The organism is Neobacillus dielmonensis (genome assembly GCF_000612665.1).
GTDB lineage: Bacteria > Bacillota > Bacilli > Bacillales > Cytobacillaceae > Neobacillus > Neobacillus dielmonensis.
The window spans coordinates 82,638-102,104 of sequence record NZ_HG942046.1 but is presented as its reverse complement, the minus strand read 5'-3'; the positions used below and the strand labels follow the sequence as shown (position 1 = coordinate 102,104).

Below are 19,467 nucleotides of genomic sequence, written 5' to 3'. Positions count from 1 at the left end.
CTTTCTAGTGCTTTTGTAAATCGAGAACTTCTTTTACCGGTGCAAAGCTTTTTCGATGATACGGCGTAATGCCAAACTTGTGTATGGCTTCAATATGTTCCTTCGTTCCGTAACCCGCGTTATGTGCAAAACCATAGGCTGGATATGTAGCAGCTAACTCCTTCATTAATTGATCTCTTGCCACCTTAGCCACGATGGATGCTGCCGCAATCGAGATACTTTTGGCATCACCCTTTACGATGGATTCCGAAGGAAATGGTGTCTCTAATTTCATGGCATCAATCAGCAAAAAATCGGGTGCGGGTGTTAACGAAGCAATGGCTGTTTTCATCGCCTTTTTCGTTGCTTGATAGATATTGAGTTGATCAATTTCCTGTGCATCAATCATTGTGACACTTACCGCTAAAGCTTTTTCTCTAATGATTGCATCGAACTCCAAGCGTTTCTTTTCTGTAAGCTTTTTAGAATCATCAATCCCTGCTAAAAAAAAGTCCTCAGGTAAGATGACTGCAGCAGTCACCACTGGCCCTGCAAGCGGTCCGCGGCCAACTTCATCGATTCCCGCAATCATATGAAAACCTTGACCGCGATACAAGCGCTCAAAGTGTGTCATTTCATAAAATTTTTCCTTAAGAGATTTTTCGTGTTGCTGTTGCTTTTTCCATTTTACCAGGAGTGATTGTACACCCTTGCGCTCATCCTGCTCAAGTTCTTGAATCAACTGTACGGAGATGCTTTCAGTGGTTTTAAGGATTTGTTCAATTTCTGCAATTGATTTCGGTTTCATGTTCTACACCTGTGTTTTCATAATAAGGGAGCCCTTCAAAGAGAGCTCCAATCTATTCATTTTCTTGTAAGTTTTGTATATCGGCGGGGCGTTCAAACGAAAGAGGTCCAAATTTTTCAGAGCGAATTTCTCTGATGACCAGTTCAGCCACCTTATCATAATCAATCAGTCCCCCACCTGACAGACAGCCGCGAAGTTTGCCGATATGATCAAATAAAGCGACCACATCCTCAGGTATATCGGTTAACTGATAACGTTCCTGCAATCGTTCAGGATATTGCCGTTCTAAAAACCTTATGGCATAAATCGTCAGGTCCTGAAGATTCAACAAAGTATCTTTAATCGCTCCAGTGATGGCGAGTTTCATCCCAACCTCTTGGTCCTCAAACTTTGGCCACAGAATCCCCGGTGTATCTAAAAGCTCCATTTCCTTACCGACCTTTATCCATTGCTGAGCCTTCGTCACACCTGGCGTGTTCCCCGTTTTAGCAATATTTTTCTTGGCTAACCGGTTAATTAAAGTAGATTTTCCTGCATTCGGGATTCCTACAATCATAGCCCGGATAGCCCTAGGCTTTACCCCTTTTGCCCTCATCCGGTCAAATTTTTCTTTTAAAAGCCCTTGGGCGGCCTGGGTAATTTTTTTCATTCCTTCGCCAGCTTGAGAATTAATTGCGATAGCCTTTACACCTTGTTTCTCAAAATAGGCGATCCATTCCTTGGTGACATCTTTATCAGCCATGTCCGCTTTGTTTAATAAAACAAGTCTTGGCTTGTGTTGGATAATTTCGTCAATCATTGGATTTCTTGATGAATAAGGAATTCTCGCATCTACTAATTCAAAAATAATATCAACTAATTTTAACTTTTCTGTGACCTCTCTGCGAGCCTTGGCCATATGGCCAGGAAACCATTGGATCGTCAAAGCAGTCACCTCCCAAACATTCTATTTTACAGACACAATATGAGCATCTTTTAAAGGCCAATAAACAATACTGGTTTTGCCAATGACTTTTTCCATTGGAACGGTACCGATATGCCTGGAATCCTTACTAAAACGGCGATTATCACCCATAACAAACAATTCGCCTTCAGGAACAGTCTTACGGCCAATTTTTTCTTCCAGCGTAAACGGATCCGTCAGCGGACCATCTTGAACCTGCTTTTTATATTCATCCAAGTACGGCTCTTTATACGCTTTTCCATTCACATACAAAGTATCATTTTTATATTCAATGGTATCGCCTGGCAGACCAATCACGCGCTTTATGTAATCTTTTTGTTCAGGTGCATGAAACACGATGATATCAAATCGTCTAGGTTCACCGATTTTATAGCTTATTTTACTGACAATCATTCTGTCCTGGTCCTTTAAAGTCGGCATCATAGATAATCCATCTACTACAATAGGCGCAAACAGAAAATAGCGAATTACAGCCGCCAATATGACCGCTATTAACAGTGCCTTTGTCCATTCCCAAAGTTCATTCTTCTTTTTTGTCATTCTATGTCCCCACCATTCCTGCACAAAAATATCTTATATAAAGCCTATTTTACATAAATAACATCCAATTAACACGATGGGATAAGGGTTTTAATGAAACTTTAATATTTTGACCAATCAGGTTCCATTTATCCCCTATTTTCTCAGTTGTAGGTTATGTATAAAAAAAGAGCCTGCACAGCAAGCTCTTTTCTCATATTATCGGATTTCTTTAATACGAGCTTTTTTACCGCGAAGGTTACGCAAGTAGTAAAGTTTTGCACGGCGGACTTTACCGCGGCGAATAACTTCAAGCTTCGCAATTTTTGGTGTGTGTACAGGGAATGTACGCTCAACGCCTACACCGTAAGAAACTTTACGTACTGTGAAAGTTTCGCTGATTCCACCACCACGACGCTTAATCACAACACCTTCAAAGATCTGAATACGCTCACGAGTTCCCTCGATAACTTTTACGTGTACACGTACAGTATCACCAGGACGGAACGTAGGAAGATCTGAACGAAGTTGTTCTTTTGTGATTTCTTCAATAATTTTATGCATCGTTTTCAACTCCTTCCAACAGATGCTCATGCATAACAATCATTGTAATAAAAAATGCAGCGGAACATCGTTATAAGACTTAACCTGAAAACTATCAGCTCAAAGTCACAAGATGTATCATAACATAAATGGCAGGAGTCCGCAATACTACTTAGATTCTTTTTTCACTTCTTCTAGCCATTTTTTTTGCTCCGGAGTCAGTTCTATTTTGTCTAATAAATCAGGCCTTCTGGTCAATGTTCGTCTCAATGCCTCTTTATTGCGCCATTCTTCAATATGCCGATGATTTCCGGACATCAGTACTTCTGGTACCTTCATGCCACGGAAATCAGCCGGTCTAGTATAGTGTGGATGCTCCAGAAGACCGGTTGAGAATGAGTCCTTTTGGTGTGATTCCTGATTTCCCAGAACTTCAGGCAAAAGCCTGACCACACTATCAATCACAACCATCGCCCCGAGTTCACCGCCAGTTAATACATAATCCCCGATGGAAATTTCATCCGTGACCAGATGCTCCCGAATTCGTTCATCATAACCCTCGTAGTGTCCACAAATAAAAATCAGATGTTCCTCTTTGGCTAATTCCTCCGCCTTCTTTTGGTCATGCCTTGTCCCTTGGGGACACAACAGAATAACCCGGGGGGTGGTACTTGCCTTTTCCTTAATGGCCGCAACCGCATCAAAAATCGGTTGCGGCATTAAGACCATCCCCGCGCCTCCTCCATAAGGATAATCATCAACCGTTGAGTGCTTGTTATCCGCAAATTCACGAAAGTTGACCAAATTATATTCAACGGCCTCCTTCTCTTGCGCCTTATGTAACATGGAGGAACCTAATACCCCGGCAAACATTTCCGGAAAAAGTGTCAGGATGTCAATTTTCATCATGATAATAATCCTTCCATTGGTTCAATGGTCACTAACTTTTCCTGAACATCGACTTTCTGTACGACATCTTGGATATAGGGGATTAGAACTTCCTTACCATGAGCATCTTTAACTACCCAAACATCGTTAGCACCGGGCGTTAGAATCTCGGTAATTTTCCCGATTTCATTTCCAGAAGTTGTCACGACACGGCAGCCGATGATTTCGTGAAAATAAAATTCATCCTCTTCAAGATCAGTTAACTGCGACTCAGGTACTTTTAAAATTCCTTCTTTGAATTTTTCAACCTCATTCATATTTTCATAACCTTCAAAAACCAATAAATCAAAGTTTTTATGGGTCCGGTGGCTTTTAACTGTCAATTCAATCGGGGCTTGCGCTTTTGGTAAAAATAAGAACAGCTTATTTCCTGGTTGATAACGCTGTTCAGGAAAATCTGTTTTGGAGATGATACGCACCTCTCCTTTGACTCCGTGAGTATTGACAATTTTGCCGACATTAAACCATTGTTCCATCCATCTATCACCCTCTATCTAATTTCCTCAACGATTCCATCTTTAATAATAATTGCGTGCTCTTTGGAAACAGCCTCCCAAACATCGCCCGCCTTGACCTCTATAAGAGCCTGAACTTCCTTTTCTGCTAACTCACTGCCTATTGGTAGGATATGTAGTTGTTCCATTTGAAACTCAAGAAGCTTCACTTTTTCCTTCCGAACTTGAATCTCTTTATCAAAATGTTTTTTTAGTGTATCGACAGAATAGGTTTTGGTTTTCTCCATCCGTTTAAATTCAAACAAGAGCTGGTCACATTCCTTCTGCAACTGCAGCCTTTGTGTCTGATACTTTGCCAATAGCCCCTGCTTGCTTTTTTCCGTTAGAATTTGTTTGACCACAACCGTTTGAATAATTTGCATTAGGCAGCCTCCTTCACGTATCCAGGTCATAAAGGTTATAGCAAAAAAGGGGGGATTTTTATCCCCCCTTTCCTCTAGATGCAAAAAGCTATTCACCAATTTCCAGAAAAATTTTCTTTTGTTGTGATGATCCTGCTGCATAAACAACAGTCCTAATGGCCTTTGCAACACGCCCTTGTTTACCGATCACTTTACCAATGTCTGTTCTGTTGACAGTTAAATGATAGGTAACTCTAGTTGGCTCCTCCATGACATTCACTTGAACATCTTCCGGAAAATCAACAAGGGGCTTTACGATTGTTTCAATAAGTTCTTTCATAGGAACCTATGATTATTTGCCTAATTTTGCATTGTGGAATTTTTCCATAATGCCTTGATTAGAGAACAGGTTACGTACTGTGTCAGATGGCTTCGCACCATTTTGTAACCATTTAAGAGCTAGTTCTTCGTTGATTTCAACTACAGCTGGTTCAGCAACTGGATTGTAAGTTCCAACTGTATCAATGAAACGTCCATCACGTGGTGAACGAGAATCAGCTACTACAATACGATAGAAAGGAGTTTTCTTTGCTCCCATACGTTTTAAACGAATTTTTACTGCCATAATTAATAAGCACCTCCGAATAGTTTCACACAAGATAGTATAATATCAATTGTTAAATGATTTGTAAAGTGTTTTTTCTTTACATCACATTATTACCATAAAATAACATCAACAAACTTCTGAAGACCAATCTATTTTTGTTAGAACGGTTTAAACGGGAATTTGAATCCGCCCTTTTTCTTTGCTTTCATCTGCATGCCAGACATTTGTTTCATCATTTTTTTCATATCCTCGAACTGTTTTAACAGTCGGTTAACTTCTGCTACCGGCCGGCCGCTGCCTTTGGCAATCCGGCGCTTACGGTTCGAATTAAGAATTTCTGGATGAGTTTTTTCTGCCTTGGTCATTGATTTAATAATGGCTTCAACATGGGCAATTTGTTTTTCATCAATTTGTAGATTATTAAGTCCTTTGATTTTGTTGGCGCCTGGCATCATTTTCAGCAATTCATCAAGTGGTCCAAGCTTGCGGACCTGTCCAAGTTGATCGAGAAAATCATCTAATGTAAACGTTGCAGTCCGCATTTTTTGTTCTAATTCTTTTGCCTTTTGTTCATCCACACTTGCTTGTGCTTTCTCAATGAGTGTTAACACATCACCCATGCCCAGAATCCTGGAAGCCATACGTTCAGGATGAAATGGCTCTAGGGCGTCCATTTTCTCACCTAAACCAATAAACTTTATCGGTGTTTGAGTTACTGCCCGGATGGAAAGCGCAGCCCCGCCACGAGTATCGCCATCAAGCTTGGTCAGTACAACTCCGGTAAGACCGAGCTGTTCATTAAAGCTTTGGGCGACATTGACAGCGTCTTGCCCTGTCATTGCGTCGACCACAAGAAAGATTTCATCAGGTTTAGCTAGCTCTTTAATATCCTTTAACTCTCCCATTAGCGCCTCATCAACATGGAGACGACCAGCGGTATCAATCAGGACATAATCATGATGTTCTTCCTTGGCCTTTTCGATCGCTTGTCTGGCGATTTCCACAGGACTTACTTGATCGCCTAGTGAGAATACAGGCATGTCTAGTTGTTTGCCAAGCGTTTCGAGCTGTTTAATCGCTGCAGGCCGATAAATATCAGCTGCAACGAGCAATGGCTTTCGATTGTACTTTTTTCGAAGCAAAAGCGACAACTTACCAGTTGTTGTAGTTTTACCAGCTCCCTGAAGCCCAACCATCATGATGACCGTTGGTGGACGGTTGGAAACAGCAATTTTGCTCTGTTCGCCTCCCATCAGAGCGGTTAATTCCTCATTAACGATTTTAATAATTTGCTGGCCAGGGGTTAGGCTTTTTAACACCTCTTGCCCAACAGCACGTTCACTGACTTTTCTTACAAAGTCCTTGACGACTTTAAAGTTAACGTCGGCTTCTAATAAAGCAAGACGAACTTCACGCATCATTTCCTTTACATCCGCTTCGGAAACTTTGCCTTTGCCGCGGATTTTTTGGATTGTATTCTGCAGTCGGTCGGCTAATCCTTCAAATGCCATTTATGCCGCCTCCTAATCTAATTTTCCAAGCTCAGCGACTATTGCCTGCATCGCTTGTTTGGATGGGTTCTCCTCATTAAGCAATTGATTCAATTGTTTAATGAGAGCGGAACGCTGCTGAAATTTATGGAATAATAAGAGCTTTTCTTCATACTCCTCGAGCATGGCTTCAGTCCGTTTGATATTATCGTAGACGGCCTGACGGCTGATCTCATATTCTTCCGCAATTTCGCCAAGCGAATAATCATCTAAATAATAGAGAGACATATAGCTTTGCTGTTTGGGAGTCAGAAGCGAATAATAAAAATCATACAGATAATTCATTCGCGTTGTCTTTTCAAGCATGCTAATCCCCCTTGTTAAGTGAAGCACCTTTACAAAGTAGTTTACCCAGTTCCCTGCTAGCTGTCAAGAAAATTCTCTTTACAGTCATTCATCAGTCTGTTCTATTTGTTCAGCAAATAAACCATATACATATTTTTCGGGATCAAACTTCTGCAGGTCATCCATTTTTTCTCCTAAACCTACGAACTTAACAGGAATTTTCAATTCATTTCGGATTGCCAATACAATACCACCTTTGGCAGTTCCGTCCAATTTAGACAATACAATGCCGGTTACATTGGTAGCTTCTTTAAATGTTTTGGCTTGGACTAGTGCATTTTGACCGGTTGTTGCATCCAATACAAGCAAGACTTCATGCGGAGCGCCAGGGATTTCTCTTTCAATGACCCGTTTGACTTTTTCCAGCTCCTTCATTAGGTTTACTTTGTTCTGGAGCCGTCCCGCCGTATCGCACAGCAGGATATCAGCGTTTCTTGATTTTGCCGCTTGAATCGCATCAAACATGACCGCTGCCGGATCAGAGCCTTCCGCCTGCTTAATGGTCTCTACCCCGACACGATTGCCCCAAACCTCAAGCTGATCAATCGCTCCCGCACGAAAGGTATCGCCTGCAGCCAAAAGAACTTTTTTTCCTTCACTCTTAAACTTATAGGCAAGCTTTCCAATTGTCGTTGTTTTTCCGACCCCATTTACGCCGACAAATAGGATGACTGTCAGGCTGCCCTGCTGGATATTTAAGTCGGAAGATTGTTCCTCTCCCGCGTTATAAATGTCAACCAACTTTTCGGAAATGACACTTTGCACATCAGCTGGATCTTGGATGTTGCGGCGCTTCACTTCAAATTTTAATTCATCAATTAGCTTCATAACCGTATCAAAACCGACATCAGCTTGAATTAATATCTCCTCAAGCTCTTCAAAAAACTCCTCGTCTACCTTGCGATAGCGGGCAATCAGGTCATTTACTTTACCGGAAAAACTATCTCTGGTTTTCGCTAACCCATCCTTAAACTTTTCGGTCACGTTATCCGTTGATTTCGTGATTTTTTCCTTTAATTTCTTAAAAAAACTCATTGTCTCACACCCTAATCATTATGATTCTACCAGTTCTTTTGTATCCTCTAAGCGGACTGAAACCATTTTTGAAACGCCAGATTCCTGCATGGTTACCCCATAGAGGACATCGGCCCCTTCCATAGTCCCTTTTCTATGGGTAATCACGATGAATTGTGTTTCTGTGCTGTACCGTTTCAAATATTGAGTAAAGCGGTGGACATTAGCTTCATCAAGCGCTGCCTCCACCTCATCAAGAATACAAAATGGAACGGGGCGCACCTTTAGAATCGAGAAAAGCAGGGCAATGGCCGTCAAAGCACGTTCACCGCCAGATAATAACCCTAAGTTTTGGAGCTTTTTCCCTGGGGGTTGAGCAACAATCTCGACCCCTGTGTTTAAGATATCTTCCGGTTCAGTCAAAATCAAATCGGCCCGGCCGCCGCCAAATAAAGCGCGAAACACCGGTTCAAAATGCTCGCGTATTCCTTCAAACGTCTGCGTAAACCGTTTTTTCATCTCTTCATCCATTTCATCAATTACTTGGAAAAGAGTATCCTTGGCTTCTTGAAGGTCCTGCTTTTGTACACTCAGAAATTCATAGCGTTCGGAAACCCGTTCATATTCCTCAATCGCTCCCAAGTTGACATTTCCAAGCTCTTCAATCGCTAATTTAATTAGTTTTACCTTCTTACGTGCTTCTTCAAGTGGTACGGTGAGTGGATATTGTTCTTTCGCTGCCTCAAAGGTCAACAAATACTCTTCCCTTAAATGAGTAAGGCGTGTTTCCATTTCAACATCCAACCGTGTCATTTTGACTTCTTCGTCCTTGGTTGTTACCGTTAATCCTTTGTGAAGCCGTTTTAGTTCTTTCGTGTCTATTTCCATATTTTCAAGCGCATCTTGAAGTTTCAGACGCTCTTCCCTTCTCGTGGCAATTAGCTTCAGTGTGGCCTCTTTATCCTGGAACTTCCGCTTGGCAGCAGCGGCTAATTGTTCTTCACCTGTAGAGCTATTGGACATCTCTGAAGTTAAAAATTGAAGGTCCTCGGAATATTCAGCAAGCTTATGTTCACTTTCTTGCAAATCCTGTTCCGTTAACAGCAAGCGTTCTTTCGCATGCAGATATTGTTCATTTTTGGAAGCAAATTCGATCTTTAATTCGTTGATTTCACTACTTAGTGCTTCTTTTGAAGAAGTATCCTGTGTTTTTTTATCTGTAAGTTGTTGGATCTGAACTTCCATTTCTGCAATGCTCGCCTGATAGCTCTCCATTGCTTTGGCTAGTTCCGACTTTCTATTTAGCAATACAGTCTGTTCACTGGTAATTTGTTGTTTTTCTAAGTCATATAATGCCAATCGCTCATTAATATTCTTTTCTTCGAGTTCAGCACCTCGAAGATCCCCTTTTACCGTTTGTTCTGAAACTCTGAGCTCTTCACCGGTTTTTCGGATTTCCTCATTCAGAGTTTCTGACTGGTGCACTTCATCCTTTAACGATTTTACTGTTTGTTCTAAAACCGCAGTTTTTTGTTCCATAATGCCTAGCTTATTTTTCAGCTCTTCAAGCTCAGCTTTACGGGATAAAAGGGAAGTTGTCTTTTGTTTGATAGCCCCTCCGGTCATGGACCCGCCTGGATTAACTACATCACCGTCGAGCGTAACGATCCGGACACGATACTGAAGCAGCTTGGCCAGTTCGTTCGCACCTTTTAAATCTTTGGCAATCACTACACTGCCTAATAGGTTATTCATTATTTCTGTATAGCGGTTCTCAAATGAGATTAGGCCCACAGCTGTTCCAATGAAAGAGGGATGCTTTGAAATGAGTGACAATTGAGCCGCCGACAGCGGCCGCCCTTTAATGACATTTAACGGCAAAAACGTAGCTCGGCCATATGAATGCTGTTTTAAAAATTGAATTGCAGCCCGGGCGTGTTCTTCTGTATCCACCACAATATGCTGCAACGCCGCACCTAGCGCCGTTTCAAGCGAGATTTGATACTCCTTCGGAACCGTTACAAGTTCAGCTACAGCACCTTCTATTCCCTTTAACTTTTTCCCGCGTTCCTTTAGAACCTCTTTTACGCCTTGATAAAAGCCGGAAAAATCCTCTTCCATTTCCTCCAGCATATCTTTCTTTGATTTGGCTTGTTGAAGCAGCTGATAGGCTTGGTATAAGGTTTTCTCCTGCTTTTGGTAATTATTTTTTAAGGATTCTAGTTTTCTTTGCTGCTCCCTAAAAGCAACTACCTGGTCCGAAAGCTTTTGTTCAATTTGTTTCAAGGATGTTTGAATACTAGATTTTTTTTGTTCTATGGCCAATCGATCCTGCAAATACTTTTCATTTTCTGAATCGAGCCGCGAGCTTTTTCGTTCATGTTGGGCCAATTGTTCATCGATATACCGAATTTCATTTTTTGCTCCTGCTTGGCTGTTAAGTGTTTCAATATACTCACTCTTTAAGCTTTCGATTTTTTCCTCGATTCCTTCAGCGTACAACATGAGCCGATCCTGCTTTTCCTTCAAAGAAGTTCTTAGTGCATTAACTTGTACTTCAAGTTGATGGGCAGCAGCATCGTAAGTTTCTTTGTTGTTTTTTAACTGGGAAATTCGTTCGGTCAGTTCTGCTATCGTCAATTTCAACTGTTCTTTGTTTTGCGAGGCATTTTTCTTTCGTTCGATCAGGACTTCTTTTCTACCTTCTAATTTCTCTAGTTCCTCAGTTGCGCGCAGGAGAACGTTTTGAAGATCGGCTACCGATTCATCTAAGGCGGACATCTGATCTCTTAGCTCCGTCATTCTTGCTTCCTTTACCTGAAGTTCAGTTGATAGCTTTAATTCTTCCTGTTGATGTTCCTCCAGTTGTTTTCCGAGGTTTCGCCAGTTTTGATGCAATTCCTCAATTTCATGAACAGTTAATGCCACTTCAAATTTTTCCAGCTCATCCTTTTTTTCAAGATAATCTTTTGCCATGGAGGCTTGGATTTTCAAGGGCTCAACTTGGCTTTCCAATTCATGAATAATATCATTGACCCGGTTTAAGTTCTCTTGGGTCTCTGTTAGTTTAATTTCTGCTTTTTTCTTACGGGTCTTGTATTTTAATACACCGGCCGCTTCCTCAAAAATCGTCCTTCTGTCCTCAGCCTTGCTATTTAGAATTTCTTCCACTTTACCTTGGCTGATAATAGAAAAGGCTTCCCGGCCAAGACCCGAATCCATAAATAGATCTATGATATCCTTTAATCGGCAAGGCTGCTTATTAATGTAAAATTCACTATCACCAGAACGGGATACCCGCCTTGTGACACTAACTTCATTATAATCAATGGACAGTCCTTGGTCCTGGTTATCTAAAGTCAAAGTCACTTCCGCAAAGTTTAAGGCTCTCCTCGTGTCACTTCCAGCAAAAATGATATCTTCCATTTTGCTTCCTCGGAGTGATTTGGCTGATTGTTCCCCTAATACCCAGCGAATGGCATCTGTAATATTACTCTTTCCGCTGCCATTTGGCCCGACCACGGCGGTTATCCCTGGGACAAAATCGACACCGATCCGTTCAGCAAATGATTTAAAACCGATAATGTCCAAACGCTTTAAAAACATTTAAAATCCTCCCTAAATGCTAAGGGATTTCTCCTCTCAAACATTTTGTCTATCTCAAGTTGTTTTAGTTTTAAGCACCTCTAATGCCATTTGGGCAGCATGCTGTTCTGCTTCTTTTTTGGACTTGCCCGTTCCGGTTCCAAGTTCTTCCCCATTGAGGGTTACCTTTGATACAAACTCTTTATTGTGGGCAGGTCCCTTTTCTTGAAGTACCCGGTATTCAATCACTCCGATACCATCTCGTTGAATAAACTCTTGTAATTGACTTTTAAAATCCATCACATGAGAAAAAGCACCTGCATTAATTTTAGGATAAACGACTTGCTCAAGGAACTTAATCACGACGTCAAGTCCTTTGTCCAAAAAGAGTGCTCCAATGAATGCTTCGAACACATCGGCTAAAAGCGCTGGACGTTCGCGGCCTCCCGTCATTTCCTCCCCTTTTCCCAACAAAATGAACTTGCCAAAACCAAGTTCACTAGCAAACGAGACTAGTGACGGTTCACACACGATGGCCGCCCGCAGCTTAGTTAATTCACCTTCGGTCATAGTTGGGTATTTGTTAAAAAGAAATTGGGATATGGTCAGTTCCAAGACCGCATCTCCTAAAAATTCAAGCCTTTCGTTATCCTCAAAAGGCTTTCTGCGATGCTCATTCACATAGGATGAATGTGTGAAAGCCTGCTTCAGTAATTTTTCATTGCTAAATAAAATTCCAAGGGAATTTTGCAGTTCTTTAAATAATTGTTCGTTTGCGCGATTCAAATCTGTTTCCTTTCCGTTTTTGCGCATTGTATTCTCCACCTTGCTTCAAATTTACACTTTCTCTATATTCTAAGTGAAACATTGATAAAACACAAAGAAACCTGGCAAAAAAAGTTCTGCCAAGTTCTATCATACAATAAGAATAGCAGCGGCGCCATATGGTTAAAAGAAAAGCTTTAGCGCTGTTTAACGTCGTATGGCAACCCAGAAAAACATTCCAACCATCCCATAAATAAAGCTCCGTCTTATATAACGGAGCTTTGAAACATCCAAACGAATTACTTGCGGCTATTTATGTAGTTAACAGCATCTCCAACTGTGCCGATATTTTCAGCATCCTCATCGGAAATTTCCATATCAAACTCATCTTCTAATTCCATTACTAGTTCAACTACATCAAGGGAATCAGCACCAAGGTCTTCTTTGAATGAAGCTTCAAGCGTTACTTGTGATTCGTCAACTCCTAAACGATCAACGATAATCTTGGTAACACGTTCTAATACATCTGCCATGCTCGTTCACCTCCCCTCAAGATATTATAGTGTATTTCTGAAAAATGTACACCGTTTTTTACAAAATTACATGACCATTCCGCCATCAATATGCAAAGTTTGCCCTGTCATATAGGATGCGCTGTCAGATGCCAAGAAAGCTGTCACTTGAGCAACATCCTTTGGGTCACCGAATCTAGCCAAGGGAATTTGCTTTAACATTTCCTGTTTCACATCTTCCGATAATTTATCAGTCATATCTGTAGAAATAAATCCAGGTGCCACGGCGTTCACCGTAATATTTCGAGAAGCGAGTTCCTTTGCCGTTGTTTTTGTCAAGCCAATCACCCCTGCTTTAGCCGCTACATAGTTGGCTTGTCCAGGATTGCCACTGACCCCGACAATGGATGCAATATTAATAATTCGCCCTTGTCTCTGCTTCATCATTTGCCTGGTCACTGCTTTTGTACAGAGGAATACACCTTTAAGATTAATATTCAGCACATCATCCCAATCTTCCTCTTTCATCCGCATTAATAAATTATCTTTTGTAATGCCGGCATTATTCACCAAAATGTCGAGTTTGCCAAAACGGTCTATTGCTGCTTTCACCATTTCTGTCACTTCTTCGGAATTGGAAACATCACATTTAATGGCAAATGCATCGCGGCCTAAGTTTTTTATCTCCTCCACCACTTCATTCGCTTTTGCCTCACTGCCGGAGAAATTAACAGCTACATTCGCCCCTTGCCTCGCTAATTCAAGTGCGATTTCACGGCCAATTCCCCTAGATGCCCCTGTTACAAGAGCGGCTTTTCCTGCTAAGCTCATCTTTGCTCCTCCTTTAATGCATCCATGACAGCATGGGCGCTTTCTTCATCCGAAACAGCATACGTTTTAACCGATTTATCTATTTTTCTAATCAGACCGGATAACACCTTGCCAGGACCAATTTCAATAAATGTATCGACTCCCAATGCAATCATTTTCCGGACAGAGTCCTCCCACAAGACGGGAGAATAAAGCTGTTCAATTAATTTAGCTTTTATGGTCTGGGCATCTGTCATTGGTTCAGCCGTAACATTAACCACTACAGGGAGCTTCGCGTCTTCCATCGTTATTTCGTTTAAAATACTGTTCAATTGTTCTGCTGCAGGTTTCATTAAAGGCGAATGGAACGGTCCCGACACTTCTAACGGCAGAACCCGTTTTGCCCCTGATTCTTTCGCCTGCGAACCAGCCAGTTCCACTCCTTGTCTGGTGCCAGATATGACGATTTGTCCAGGACAATTTAGATTGGCGAGCGCAACAGTGGATCCGGATTCTGTGACTTCTTCGGTTATTGCTGACAGTTTATCCCGATCCATTCCAAGTACAGCAGCCATGGTTCCCTCGCCATTGGGAACTGCACGTTCCATGAACTCTCCACGTTTTCTTACCAAATATACAGCATCTTCAAATGAGAGCGCCCCTGCGGCGGCCAGAGCTGTATACTCTCCTAAGCTGTGGCCAGCAGCATAATCAGCTGTTATACCTGATTTTCGGAAATATTCTAAAATAGCTAGACTTGTCGTTAATAGAGCAGGCTGGGTATTAATGGTCTGTGTTAATTCTTCCTTTGGTCCTTCAAAAATCAGCCGGCTAAGAGATGCGTCCAATTTTTGGTCTGCTTTCTTAAAATAATCCATAACTTCAGGGTATTTTTCAGCTAAATCTTTTCCCATTCCAACTGCCTGTGATCCTTGCCCAGGAAACACGAATGCTATCTTGCCCAATGGTTATCCCCCTAACATTTTATTTTTATACTGAAGCCGTTTCTTCTACAGTTTGTTTAATTAGCCCGATAACATCATTTTCAACCATTTCCCTAGTTTGCTTGATGGCGCTATAAATAGCTTGTGCATCAGATGAACCATGGGCTTTAATAACCGGCGCCTTTAAACCAAAAAGACTTGCCCCGCCATATTCTGAGTAGTCCAATTTACTTTTCAATGAACCAAATTCAGGTTTCAAAACGGCTGCAGCCAGTTTACTTTTCATACTGGACATTAAGGTACTTTTCAACATTTTAAACATCCCTAGTGCTGTCCCCTCAATGGTTTTTAACACCATGTTTCCAGTAAAACCATCCGTAACCACAACATCTGCGACACCTTCAAGCAAATCGCGGGCCTCTACGTTGCCAATGAAATTTAAATTTGTCTGTTTAAGAAGCGCAAACGCATGCTTTGTCAGTTCGTTACCTTTCTTTTCTTCTGTTCCAATATTAAGGAGTCCGATTCTCGGGCTTTCAATTCCTCTAACTTTTTTACTGTAAATGGAACCCATGATGGCATATTGCAGCAAATGTTCTGGTTTAGCATCTGCATTCGCACCCACATCTAATAAAAGAAAACCTTCTCCGCCAATTGTTGGAAGGGTCGGGGCTAAAGCGGGCCGATCAATTCCTTCAATTCTGCCAACTACAAACAATCCTGTTGCCATCAAAGCACCAGTATTTCCTGCAGACAAACAGGCATTCGCCTTTCCTTCCGCTACCTGAGTAGCTGCTAGCACCATAGAGGCAGTTTTTTTTCGGCGGACTGCCCTCACAGGCTCATCTGTGCCTAATATGACTTCTTCGGTATGTATAATCGTAATTCTTTCTTGATTGGTTAATGTATTTTTTATTTTTACTTCATCACCCACAAGAGTGATTTGTAAATCTGGAAATTCCTTTATGGCTTTCATGGCACCGAGAACAATCTCTTTCGGTGCGTTGTCTCCGCCCATTGCGTCTATGGCAATATTCATTGGTCTCATCCCTTATTGATTATTCGAGCGATACATTTCAAAGTCTCCAGTAAAAACCAGTTCATTATTGACGAAGCTTCTCACTTGGACAAATGTTCTGCCCTTTGCTTCATCAATTTTTTCTACCTTTGCTTTTGCAATCACTCGTTCATGTAGTTTAACCGAGCGAATAAATTGAATATTCGCTTTTGCTGTCAGTGCCAATTCATCATTGATGACTGCCACCGCAAGAGAATTTGCCTGAGCAAAAACATGATGTCCGCGGGCAATTTGATTTCGTTTAAATACATGTTCTTCCTTAACATCAAATATGGAAATCGCATTTTGATCGAGTTCAATATCAATAATTTCTCCAATTACTTCTTCGATTGGCAGTGATTTAACTTCATCGTCGAACCGTTTTTCGGCTACCGATTTAATTCGTTCCCGAAGTTCAGGTATCGATAACTCTAAGCGATCCAAACGAATCGTTTGCACACTAACTTGAAATTTTTCCGCAAGCTCCTCGTCCGTTACAAAGGGATTATCTTGAATCGTGGACATTAACAGCTGCTGTCGTTCCTTCTTACTTTTTCTCATCTTCCACACCGTCCGAGTTCTTATGACTAGGTACTAAGAGTAGTATAAAATTTAAAAAAGCAGAATGCAAGAATAAGTTTATTATTCCTGAAATCTGCTCTTTGTGTCTTACAGGTGGTATAAGCAGGAAGACCTATCCTTAATCAAGCTTTTCTCCTTCTAAGACACCTGATGCCTCAAGCTGGTTCCGCAAATACTTATATTCTGGTGAATGCCAGAAGGTATTGGATTCAAGAAGCTTGGCTGCGTCATTTCTGGCCGTTTCAAGGGCACGATAATCGTGGACCATATCAGCAATTTTAAATTCCGGGATCCCGCTTTGTTTTTTTCCAAAAAAGTCCCCGGGTCCTCTGAGCTCCAAATCCTTTTCACTCAGCGCAAATCCATCGTTTGTTTCGGTCATAATCCGCATTCGTTCCTGTCCTATTTCCGTTTTAGGATTGGCTAGCAAAATGCAGTAAGACTGGTCACTGCCACGTCCTACCCGGCCCCGAAGCTGGTGAAGCTGGGACAATCCAAATCTCTCCGCATCGTAAATAACCATCATTGTCGCATTGGGTACGTTGACCCCTACCTCGACAACTGTAGTCGAGACTAAGACTTGAATTTCATTGGAGCTGAATTGTTTCATAACCGAATCTTTTTCTTCTGCCAGCAATCGTCCATGCATCAGCCCCACTTTATAGCGATTCATAAAGTATTGGTTTAGGGCTGCGTGCACATCAATTGCATTTTGTACATCGAGCTTGTCCGACTCCTCAATGAGCGGGCAAATAACATACGCCTGATGGCCTTTCCTTAATTCCTTTTCAACCATGGCTAGTACTTGATCAAGCATCTCCGGTTTGGCCCAATAGGTTTCAATCGACTTTCTTCCTGCAGGCATTTCATCAAGAACTGACACATCCATTTCCCCAAATACGGTAATAGCAAGTGTCCGCGGTATTGGGGTTGCCGTCATAAACAGGACATCAGGGTTTTCCCCTTTTTCCCGCAGCACCCTGCGTTGTTCTACACCAAACCGATGTTGTTCGTCTGTAATAACAAGTCCTAATTTTTTAAAGATAACTTCATCCTGAATCAGTGCGTGGGTGCCTATAAGAATATCTATATGACCTTCTTGCAGTTCATGAAGGATTTCCTTTCTCCGTTTTCCCTTGATGGAGCTCGTCAACAGCTCGGACCTAACCTTGAAAGGCTCGAGTAACTGTTTTAATGATTCTGCATGCTGTTCAGCTAATATTTCCGTTGGGACCATGAGCGCCCCTTGAAAGCCCGCTGTCACACTAGCATACAAACCAATTGCAGCTACAACCGTTTTTCCTGACCCAACATCTCCTTGCAATAAACGATTCATCCGATAGGGTGATTTTAAATCCTTAACAATTTCATTTACCACTCGTTTTTGAGCGTTGGTTAACGGAAATGGAAGCTGGCTCAGAAACTCCTTCAATTTTTTTAAATCGTAGTTTTGACTAACGCCAGGGGAATGTTCCCGCTCAAATTTTCGTAACCCTTGCATTTTAAGTTGAAAAGTCAAAAACTCCTCGTATACAAATCGGCGCCGTGCTTGCTTTACATCTTCCTGGCTGGCAGGAAAATGCATAGCTCTAATGGCATCCTTCCGGTTTAGGAGCCGATAATTTTGTAAAAAGTGACCCGGCAAAGTTTCTTCAATGTAGCTTCCGTATTGCTCGTAGGCTAGCCGGATGAACTTTCTCATGCCCTTTGTCGTTAAGTTTCCCCTTAACGAGTAGACCGGCTCAAAATCCGTTGCTTTAGCATTCGTACCCAGCTGAAGCTCATTTGCAGTTATGGTTTGCCGATGGGCATCCCATTTTCCAGTCACGGTAATAGTATCATTGATGGTCAGTTTATTTTTTAAGTACGGCTGGTTAAAAAAGACTACTTTGACCAAATAACGGTCCACCAAAACCCGTATCGTCAGCTTCGATTTTTTTCTGCCATAATAGGCAAGAGAAGGCTCGCTGTGAACCTTCCCTTCCACAGTCACTTTTTCATCATGCTGTACCTCCGCTAAATCACGCAGGCGGTAATCCTCATATCTATAGGGAAAATATTCTAATAAATCGTGAATTGTAAAGATATTTACCTCGGAAAGAATGGCAGCTGTTTCTTCTCCAATGCCCTTAAGGGCGGTTACTGGTTGAATGAGATATGAATTCACTGCTCATTAAGCGGTATACCAAAGATCTTGGCTGCTAATAGCCGCCCTGTTGGTGTAGCCGCTAACCCTCCCTGTCCAGTTTCTCGTAAAGCAGTCGGCATGGATTGACCAATTTTATACATCGCATCAATGACCTCGTCACATGGAATTCGACTTTTGATTCCTGCCAAGGCCATATCGGCAGCGACCATGGCATTAGCTGCCCCCATGGCGTTTCGTTTAACGCACGGCACTTCTACCAGTCCTGCAACAGGGTCACAGACTAAGCCTAGCATATTTTTTAATGTAATAGCCATCGCATCAGCACATTGCTCCGGACTACCTCCAGCCATTTCGACTATGGCTGCCGCCGCCATTCCTGCTGCAGAACCAACTTCTGCCTGACAGCCTCCCGCAGCGCCCGATATGAAAGCATTATTGGCCACAACAAAGCCAAATGCACCGGAAGTAAATAAAAACGAAACCATTTGTTCTCTAGTAGGGTTAAGCTTCCTCTTAACAGCAAACAACGTTCCCGGAACCACACCAGCAGAACCAGCAGTTGGTGTAGCACATATCGTGCCCATTGCCGCATTTACTTCATTGGTTGCGACCGCTTTACTTACTGCATCAAGAATGGTTTCCCCTGATAGAAAATTACCTTTTTCAATATATTTTTGCAGGAGGACGGCATCCCCGCCGGTTAATCCGGAATGGGAAGTAACGCCCTTTATTCCTCGCTCTACCGCTTCTTCCATTACCGTAAGATTACGGTCCATTTGTGCGATAATTTCTTGTCTCGACCGTCCTGTAACAGTTATTTCCTGTTCAATCATAATTTCGGAAATCTTTTTGTTTTTACTGACAGCGAGTTCCACTAATTCAGCAACATTGCGGAACATAGAGGTTTCCCCCTTATTATTAATTAATAAA

21 protein-coding genes are annotated in these 19,467 nt (G+C 41.9%); all 21 read right to left on the bottom strand.

Features of this window, described 5'->3' with window-relative positions; translation table 11 throughout:
• Positions 1–4: 4 nt before the first annotated feature.
• Positions 5–787, bottom strand: a complete 783-nt coding sequence (locus BN2425_RS06195) for a ribonuclease HII (protein ID WP_042456344.1) — start codon at positions 785–787, stop codon at positions 5–7.
• Positions 788–839: 52 nt separating this feature from the next.
• A complete protein-coding gene (gene ylqF / locus BN2425_RS06190) occupies positions 840–1,712 on the bottom strand; it encodes a ribosome biogenesis GTPase YlqF (RefSeq protein ID WP_042456342.1) in 873 nt (290 codons plus the stop codon).
• 21 nt (positions 1,713–1,733) lie between these two features.
• Positions 1,734–2,291: a signal peptidase I gene (gene lepB, locus BN2425_RS06185; protein ID WP_042456339.1), complete on the bottom strand. Its 558-nt coding sequence runs from the start codon at positions 2,289–2,291 to the stop codon at positions 1,734–1,736.
• A gap of 198 nt (positions 2,292–2,489) precedes the next feature.
• Positions 2,490–2,834: a 50S ribosomal protein L19 gene (rplS, locus tag BN2425_RS06180; RefSeq protein ID WP_042456336.1), complete on the bottom strand. Its 345-nt coding sequence runs from the start codon at positions 2,832–2,834 to the stop codon at positions 2,490–2,492.
• Positions 2,835–2,981: 147 nt separating this feature from the next.
• A complete protein-coding gene (trmD, locus tag BN2425_RS06175; protein ID WP_154663468.1) occupies positions 2,982–3,719 on the bottom strand; it encodes a tRNA (guanosine(37)-N1)-methyltransferase TrmD in 738 nt (245 codons plus the stop codon).
• Positions 3,719–4,237: a ribosome maturation factor RimM gene (gene rimM / locus BN2425_RS06170; RefSeq protein ID WP_042456330.1), complete on the bottom strand. Its 519-nt coding sequence runs from the start codon at positions 4,235–4,237 to the stop codon at positions 3,719–3,721. The genes trmD and rimM overlap by 1 nt, the downstream gene beginning before the upstream one ends.
• 14 nt (positions 4,238–4,251) lie before the next feature.
• Positions 4,252–4,638, bottom strand: a complete 387-nt coding sequence (locus BN2425_RS06165) for a YlqD family protein (protein ID WP_042456326.1) — start codon at positions 4,636–4,638, stop codon at positions 4,252–4,254.
• Positions 4,639–4,726: 88 nt separating this feature from the next.
• The gene (locus BN2425_RS06160) at positions 4,727–4,957 is read right to left on the bottom strand and encodes a KH domain-containing protein (protein WP_042456323.1); all 231 of its coding nucleotides are present in this window, start codon (positions 4,955–4,957) and stop codon (positions 4,727–4,729) included.
• Positions 4,958–4,969: 12 nt separating this feature from the next.
• Complete coding sequence (gene rpsP, locus BN2425_RS06155) at positions 4,970–5,242, bottom strand: 30S ribosomal protein S16 (RefSeq protein ID WP_042456320.1); 273 nt, start codon at positions 5,240–5,242, stop codon at positions 4,970–4,972.
• 140 nt (positions 5,243–5,382) lie between these two features.
• Entirely contained in the window at positions 5,383–6,735 is a 1,353-nt protein-coding gene (gene ffh, locus BN2425_RS06150) for a signal recognition particle protein (RefSeq protein ID WP_042456318.1), read from the bottom strand.
• Between the two features lie 12 nt (positions 6,736–6,747).
• On the bottom strand, positions 6,748–7,080 hold the full coding sequence (locus BN2425_RS06145; RefSeq protein ID WP_042456315.1) for a putative DNA-binding protein: 333 nt from the start codon (positions 7,078–7,080) through the stop codon (positions 6,748–6,750).
• Between the two features lie 84 nt (positions 7,081–7,164).
• Positions 7,165–8,154 carry a signal recognition particle-docking protein FtsY gene (gene ftsY, locus BN2425_RS06140; RefSeq protein WP_042456313.1) on the bottom strand — a complete coding sequence of 330 codons (990 nt, stop codon included), beginning with the start codon at positions 8,152–8,154 and terminating at the stop codon, positions 7,165–7,167.
• A gap of 18 nt (positions 8,155–8,172) precedes the next feature.
• Positions 8,173–11,739 carry a chromosome segregation protein SMC gene (gene smc, locus BN2425_RS06135; protein WP_042456310.1) on the bottom strand — a complete coding sequence of 1,189 codons (3,567 nt, stop codon included), beginning with the start codon at positions 11,737–11,739 and terminating at the stop codon, positions 8,173–8,175.
• A 54-nt stretch (positions 11,740–11,793) separates the two neighbouring features.
• Positions 11,794–12,531 (bottom strand): ribonuclease III, encoded by a 738-nt coding sequence (rnc, locus tag BN2425_RS06130; RefSeq protein ID WP_042456308.1) that lies wholly within the window; start codon positions 12,529–12,531, stop codon positions 11,794–11,796.
• 251 nt (positions 12,532–12,782) lie between these two features.
• A complete protein-coding gene (gene acpP, locus BN2425_RS06125; RefSeq protein WP_042456305.1) occupies positions 12,783–13,016 on the bottom strand; it encodes an acyl carrier protein in 234 nt (77 codons plus the stop codon).
• 66 nt (positions 13,017–13,082) lie between these two features.
• Entirely contained in the window at positions 13,083–13,826 is a 744-nt protein-coding gene (fabG, locus tag BN2425_RS06120; RefSeq protein WP_042456301.1) for a 3-oxoacyl-[acyl-carrier-protein] reductase, read from the bottom strand.
• Entirely contained in the window at positions 13,823–14,770 is a 948-nt protein-coding gene (fabD, locus tag BN2425_RS06115; RefSeq protein ID WP_042456298.1) for an ACP S-malonyltransferase, read from the bottom strand. Before fabD ends, fabG begins: the two co-directional genes overlap by 4 nt.
• Positions 14,771–14,795: 25 nt before the next feature.
• Complete coding sequence (gene plsX / locus BN2425_RS06110; protein WP_042456295.1) at positions 14,796–15,788, bottom strand: phosphate acyltransferase PlsX; 993 nt, start codon at positions 15,786–15,788, stop codon at positions 14,796–14,798.
• 12 nt (positions 15,789–15,800) lie between these two features.
• Positions 15,801–16,367: a transcription factor FapR gene (fapR, locus tag BN2425_RS06105; protein WP_042456292.1), complete on the bottom strand. Its 567-nt coding sequence runs from the start codon at positions 16,365–16,367 to the stop codon at positions 15,801–15,803.
• Positions 16,368–16,506: 139 nt separating this feature from the next.
• Positions 16,507–18,555 (bottom strand): ATP-dependent DNA helicase RecG, encoded by a 2,049-nt coding sequence (gene recG, locus BN2425_RS06100; RefSeq protein ID WP_042456289.1) that lies wholly within the window; start codon positions 18,553–18,555, stop codon positions 16,507–16,509.
• Positions 18,552–19,436 carry an L-serine ammonia-lyase, iron-sulfur-dependent, subunit alpha gene (sdaAA, locus tag BN2425_RS06095; protein WP_042456286.1) on the bottom strand — a complete coding sequence of 295 codons (885 nt, stop codon included), beginning with the start codon at positions 19,434–19,436 and terminating at the stop codon, positions 18,552–18,554. The genes recG and sdaAA overlap by 4 nt, the downstream gene beginning before the upstream one ends.
• Positions 19,437–19,467 lie beyond the last annotated feature (31 nt).

What these genes read in the sequence shown, in the direction of transcription:
- rplS (WP_042456336.1), bottom strand. Translation starts at nt 2,834, where the DNA reads ATGCATAAAATTATTGAAGAAATCACAAAAGAACAACTTCGTTCAGAT.
- smc (WP_042456310.1), bottom strand. Translation starts at nt 11,739, where the DNA reads ATGTTTTTAAAGCGTTTGGACATTATCGGTTTTAAATCATTTGCTGAA.
- rimM (WP_042456330.1), bottom strand. Translation starts at nt 4,237, where the DNA reads ATGGAACAATGGTTTAATGTCGGCAAAATTGTCAATACTCACGGAGTC.
- ffh (WP_042456318.1), bottom strand. Translation starts at nt 6,735, where the DNA reads ATGGCATTTGAAGGATTAGCCGACCGACTGCAGAATACAATCCAAAAA.
- sdaAA (WP_042456286.1), bottom strand. Translation starts at nt 19,436, where the DNA reads ATGTTCCGCAATGTTGCTGAATTAGTGGAACTCGCTGTCAGTAAAAAC.
- fabG (WP_042456301.1), bottom strand. Translation starts at nt 13,826, where the DNA reads ATGAGCTTAGCAGGAAAAGCCGCTCTTGTAACAGGGGCATCTAGGGGA.
- fapR (WP_042456292.1), bottom strand. Translation starts at nt 16,367, where the DNA reads ATGAGAAAAAGTAAGAAGGAACGACAGCAGCTGTTAATGTCCACGATT.
- plsX (WP_042456295.1), bottom strand. Translation starts at nt 15,788, where the DNA reads ATGAATATTGCCATAGACGCAATGGGCGGAGACAACGCACCGAAAGAG.
- rpsP (WP_042456320.1), bottom strand. Translation starts at nt 5,242, where the DNA reads ATGGCAGTAAAAATTCGTTTAAAACGTATGGGAGCAAAGAAAACTCCT.
- BN2425_RS06145 (WP_042456315.1), bottom strand. Translation starts at nt 7,080, where the DNA reads ATGCTTGAAAAGACAACGCGAATGAATTATCTGTATGATTTTTATTAT.
- rnc (WP_042456308.1), bottom strand. Translation starts at nt 12,531, where the DNA reads ATGCGCAAAAACGGAAAGGAAACAGATTTGAATCGCGCAAACGAACAA.
- BN2425_RS06195 (WP_042456344.1), bottom strand. Translation starts at nt 787, where the DNA reads ATGAAACCGAAATCAATTGCAGAAATTGAACAAATCCTTAAAACCACT.
- BN2425_RS06160 (WP_042456323.1), bottom strand. Translation starts at nt 4,957, where the DNA reads ATGAAAGAACTTATTGAAACAATCGTAAAGCCCCTTGTTGATTTTCCG.
- trmD (WP_154663468.1), bottom strand. Translation starts at nt 3,719, where the DNA reads ATGAAAATTGACATCCTGACACTTTTTCCGGAAATGTTTGCCGGGGTA.
- lepB (WP_042456339.1), bottom strand. Translation starts at nt 2,291, where the DNA reads ATGACAAAAAAGAAGAATGAACTTTGGGAATGGACAAAGGCACTGTTA.
- ftsY (WP_042456313.1), bottom strand. Translation starts at nt 8,154, where the DNA reads ATGAGTTTTTTTAAGAAATTAAAGGAAAAAATCACGAAATCAACGGAT.
- acpP (WP_042456305.1), bottom strand. Translation starts at nt 13,016, where the DNA reads ATGGCAGATGTATTAGAACGTGTTACCAAGATTATCGTTGATCGTTTA.
- BN2425_RS06165 (WP_042456326.1), bottom strand. Translation starts at nt 4,638, where the DNA reads ATGCAAATTATTCAAACGGTTGTGGTCAAACAAATTCTAACGGAAAAA.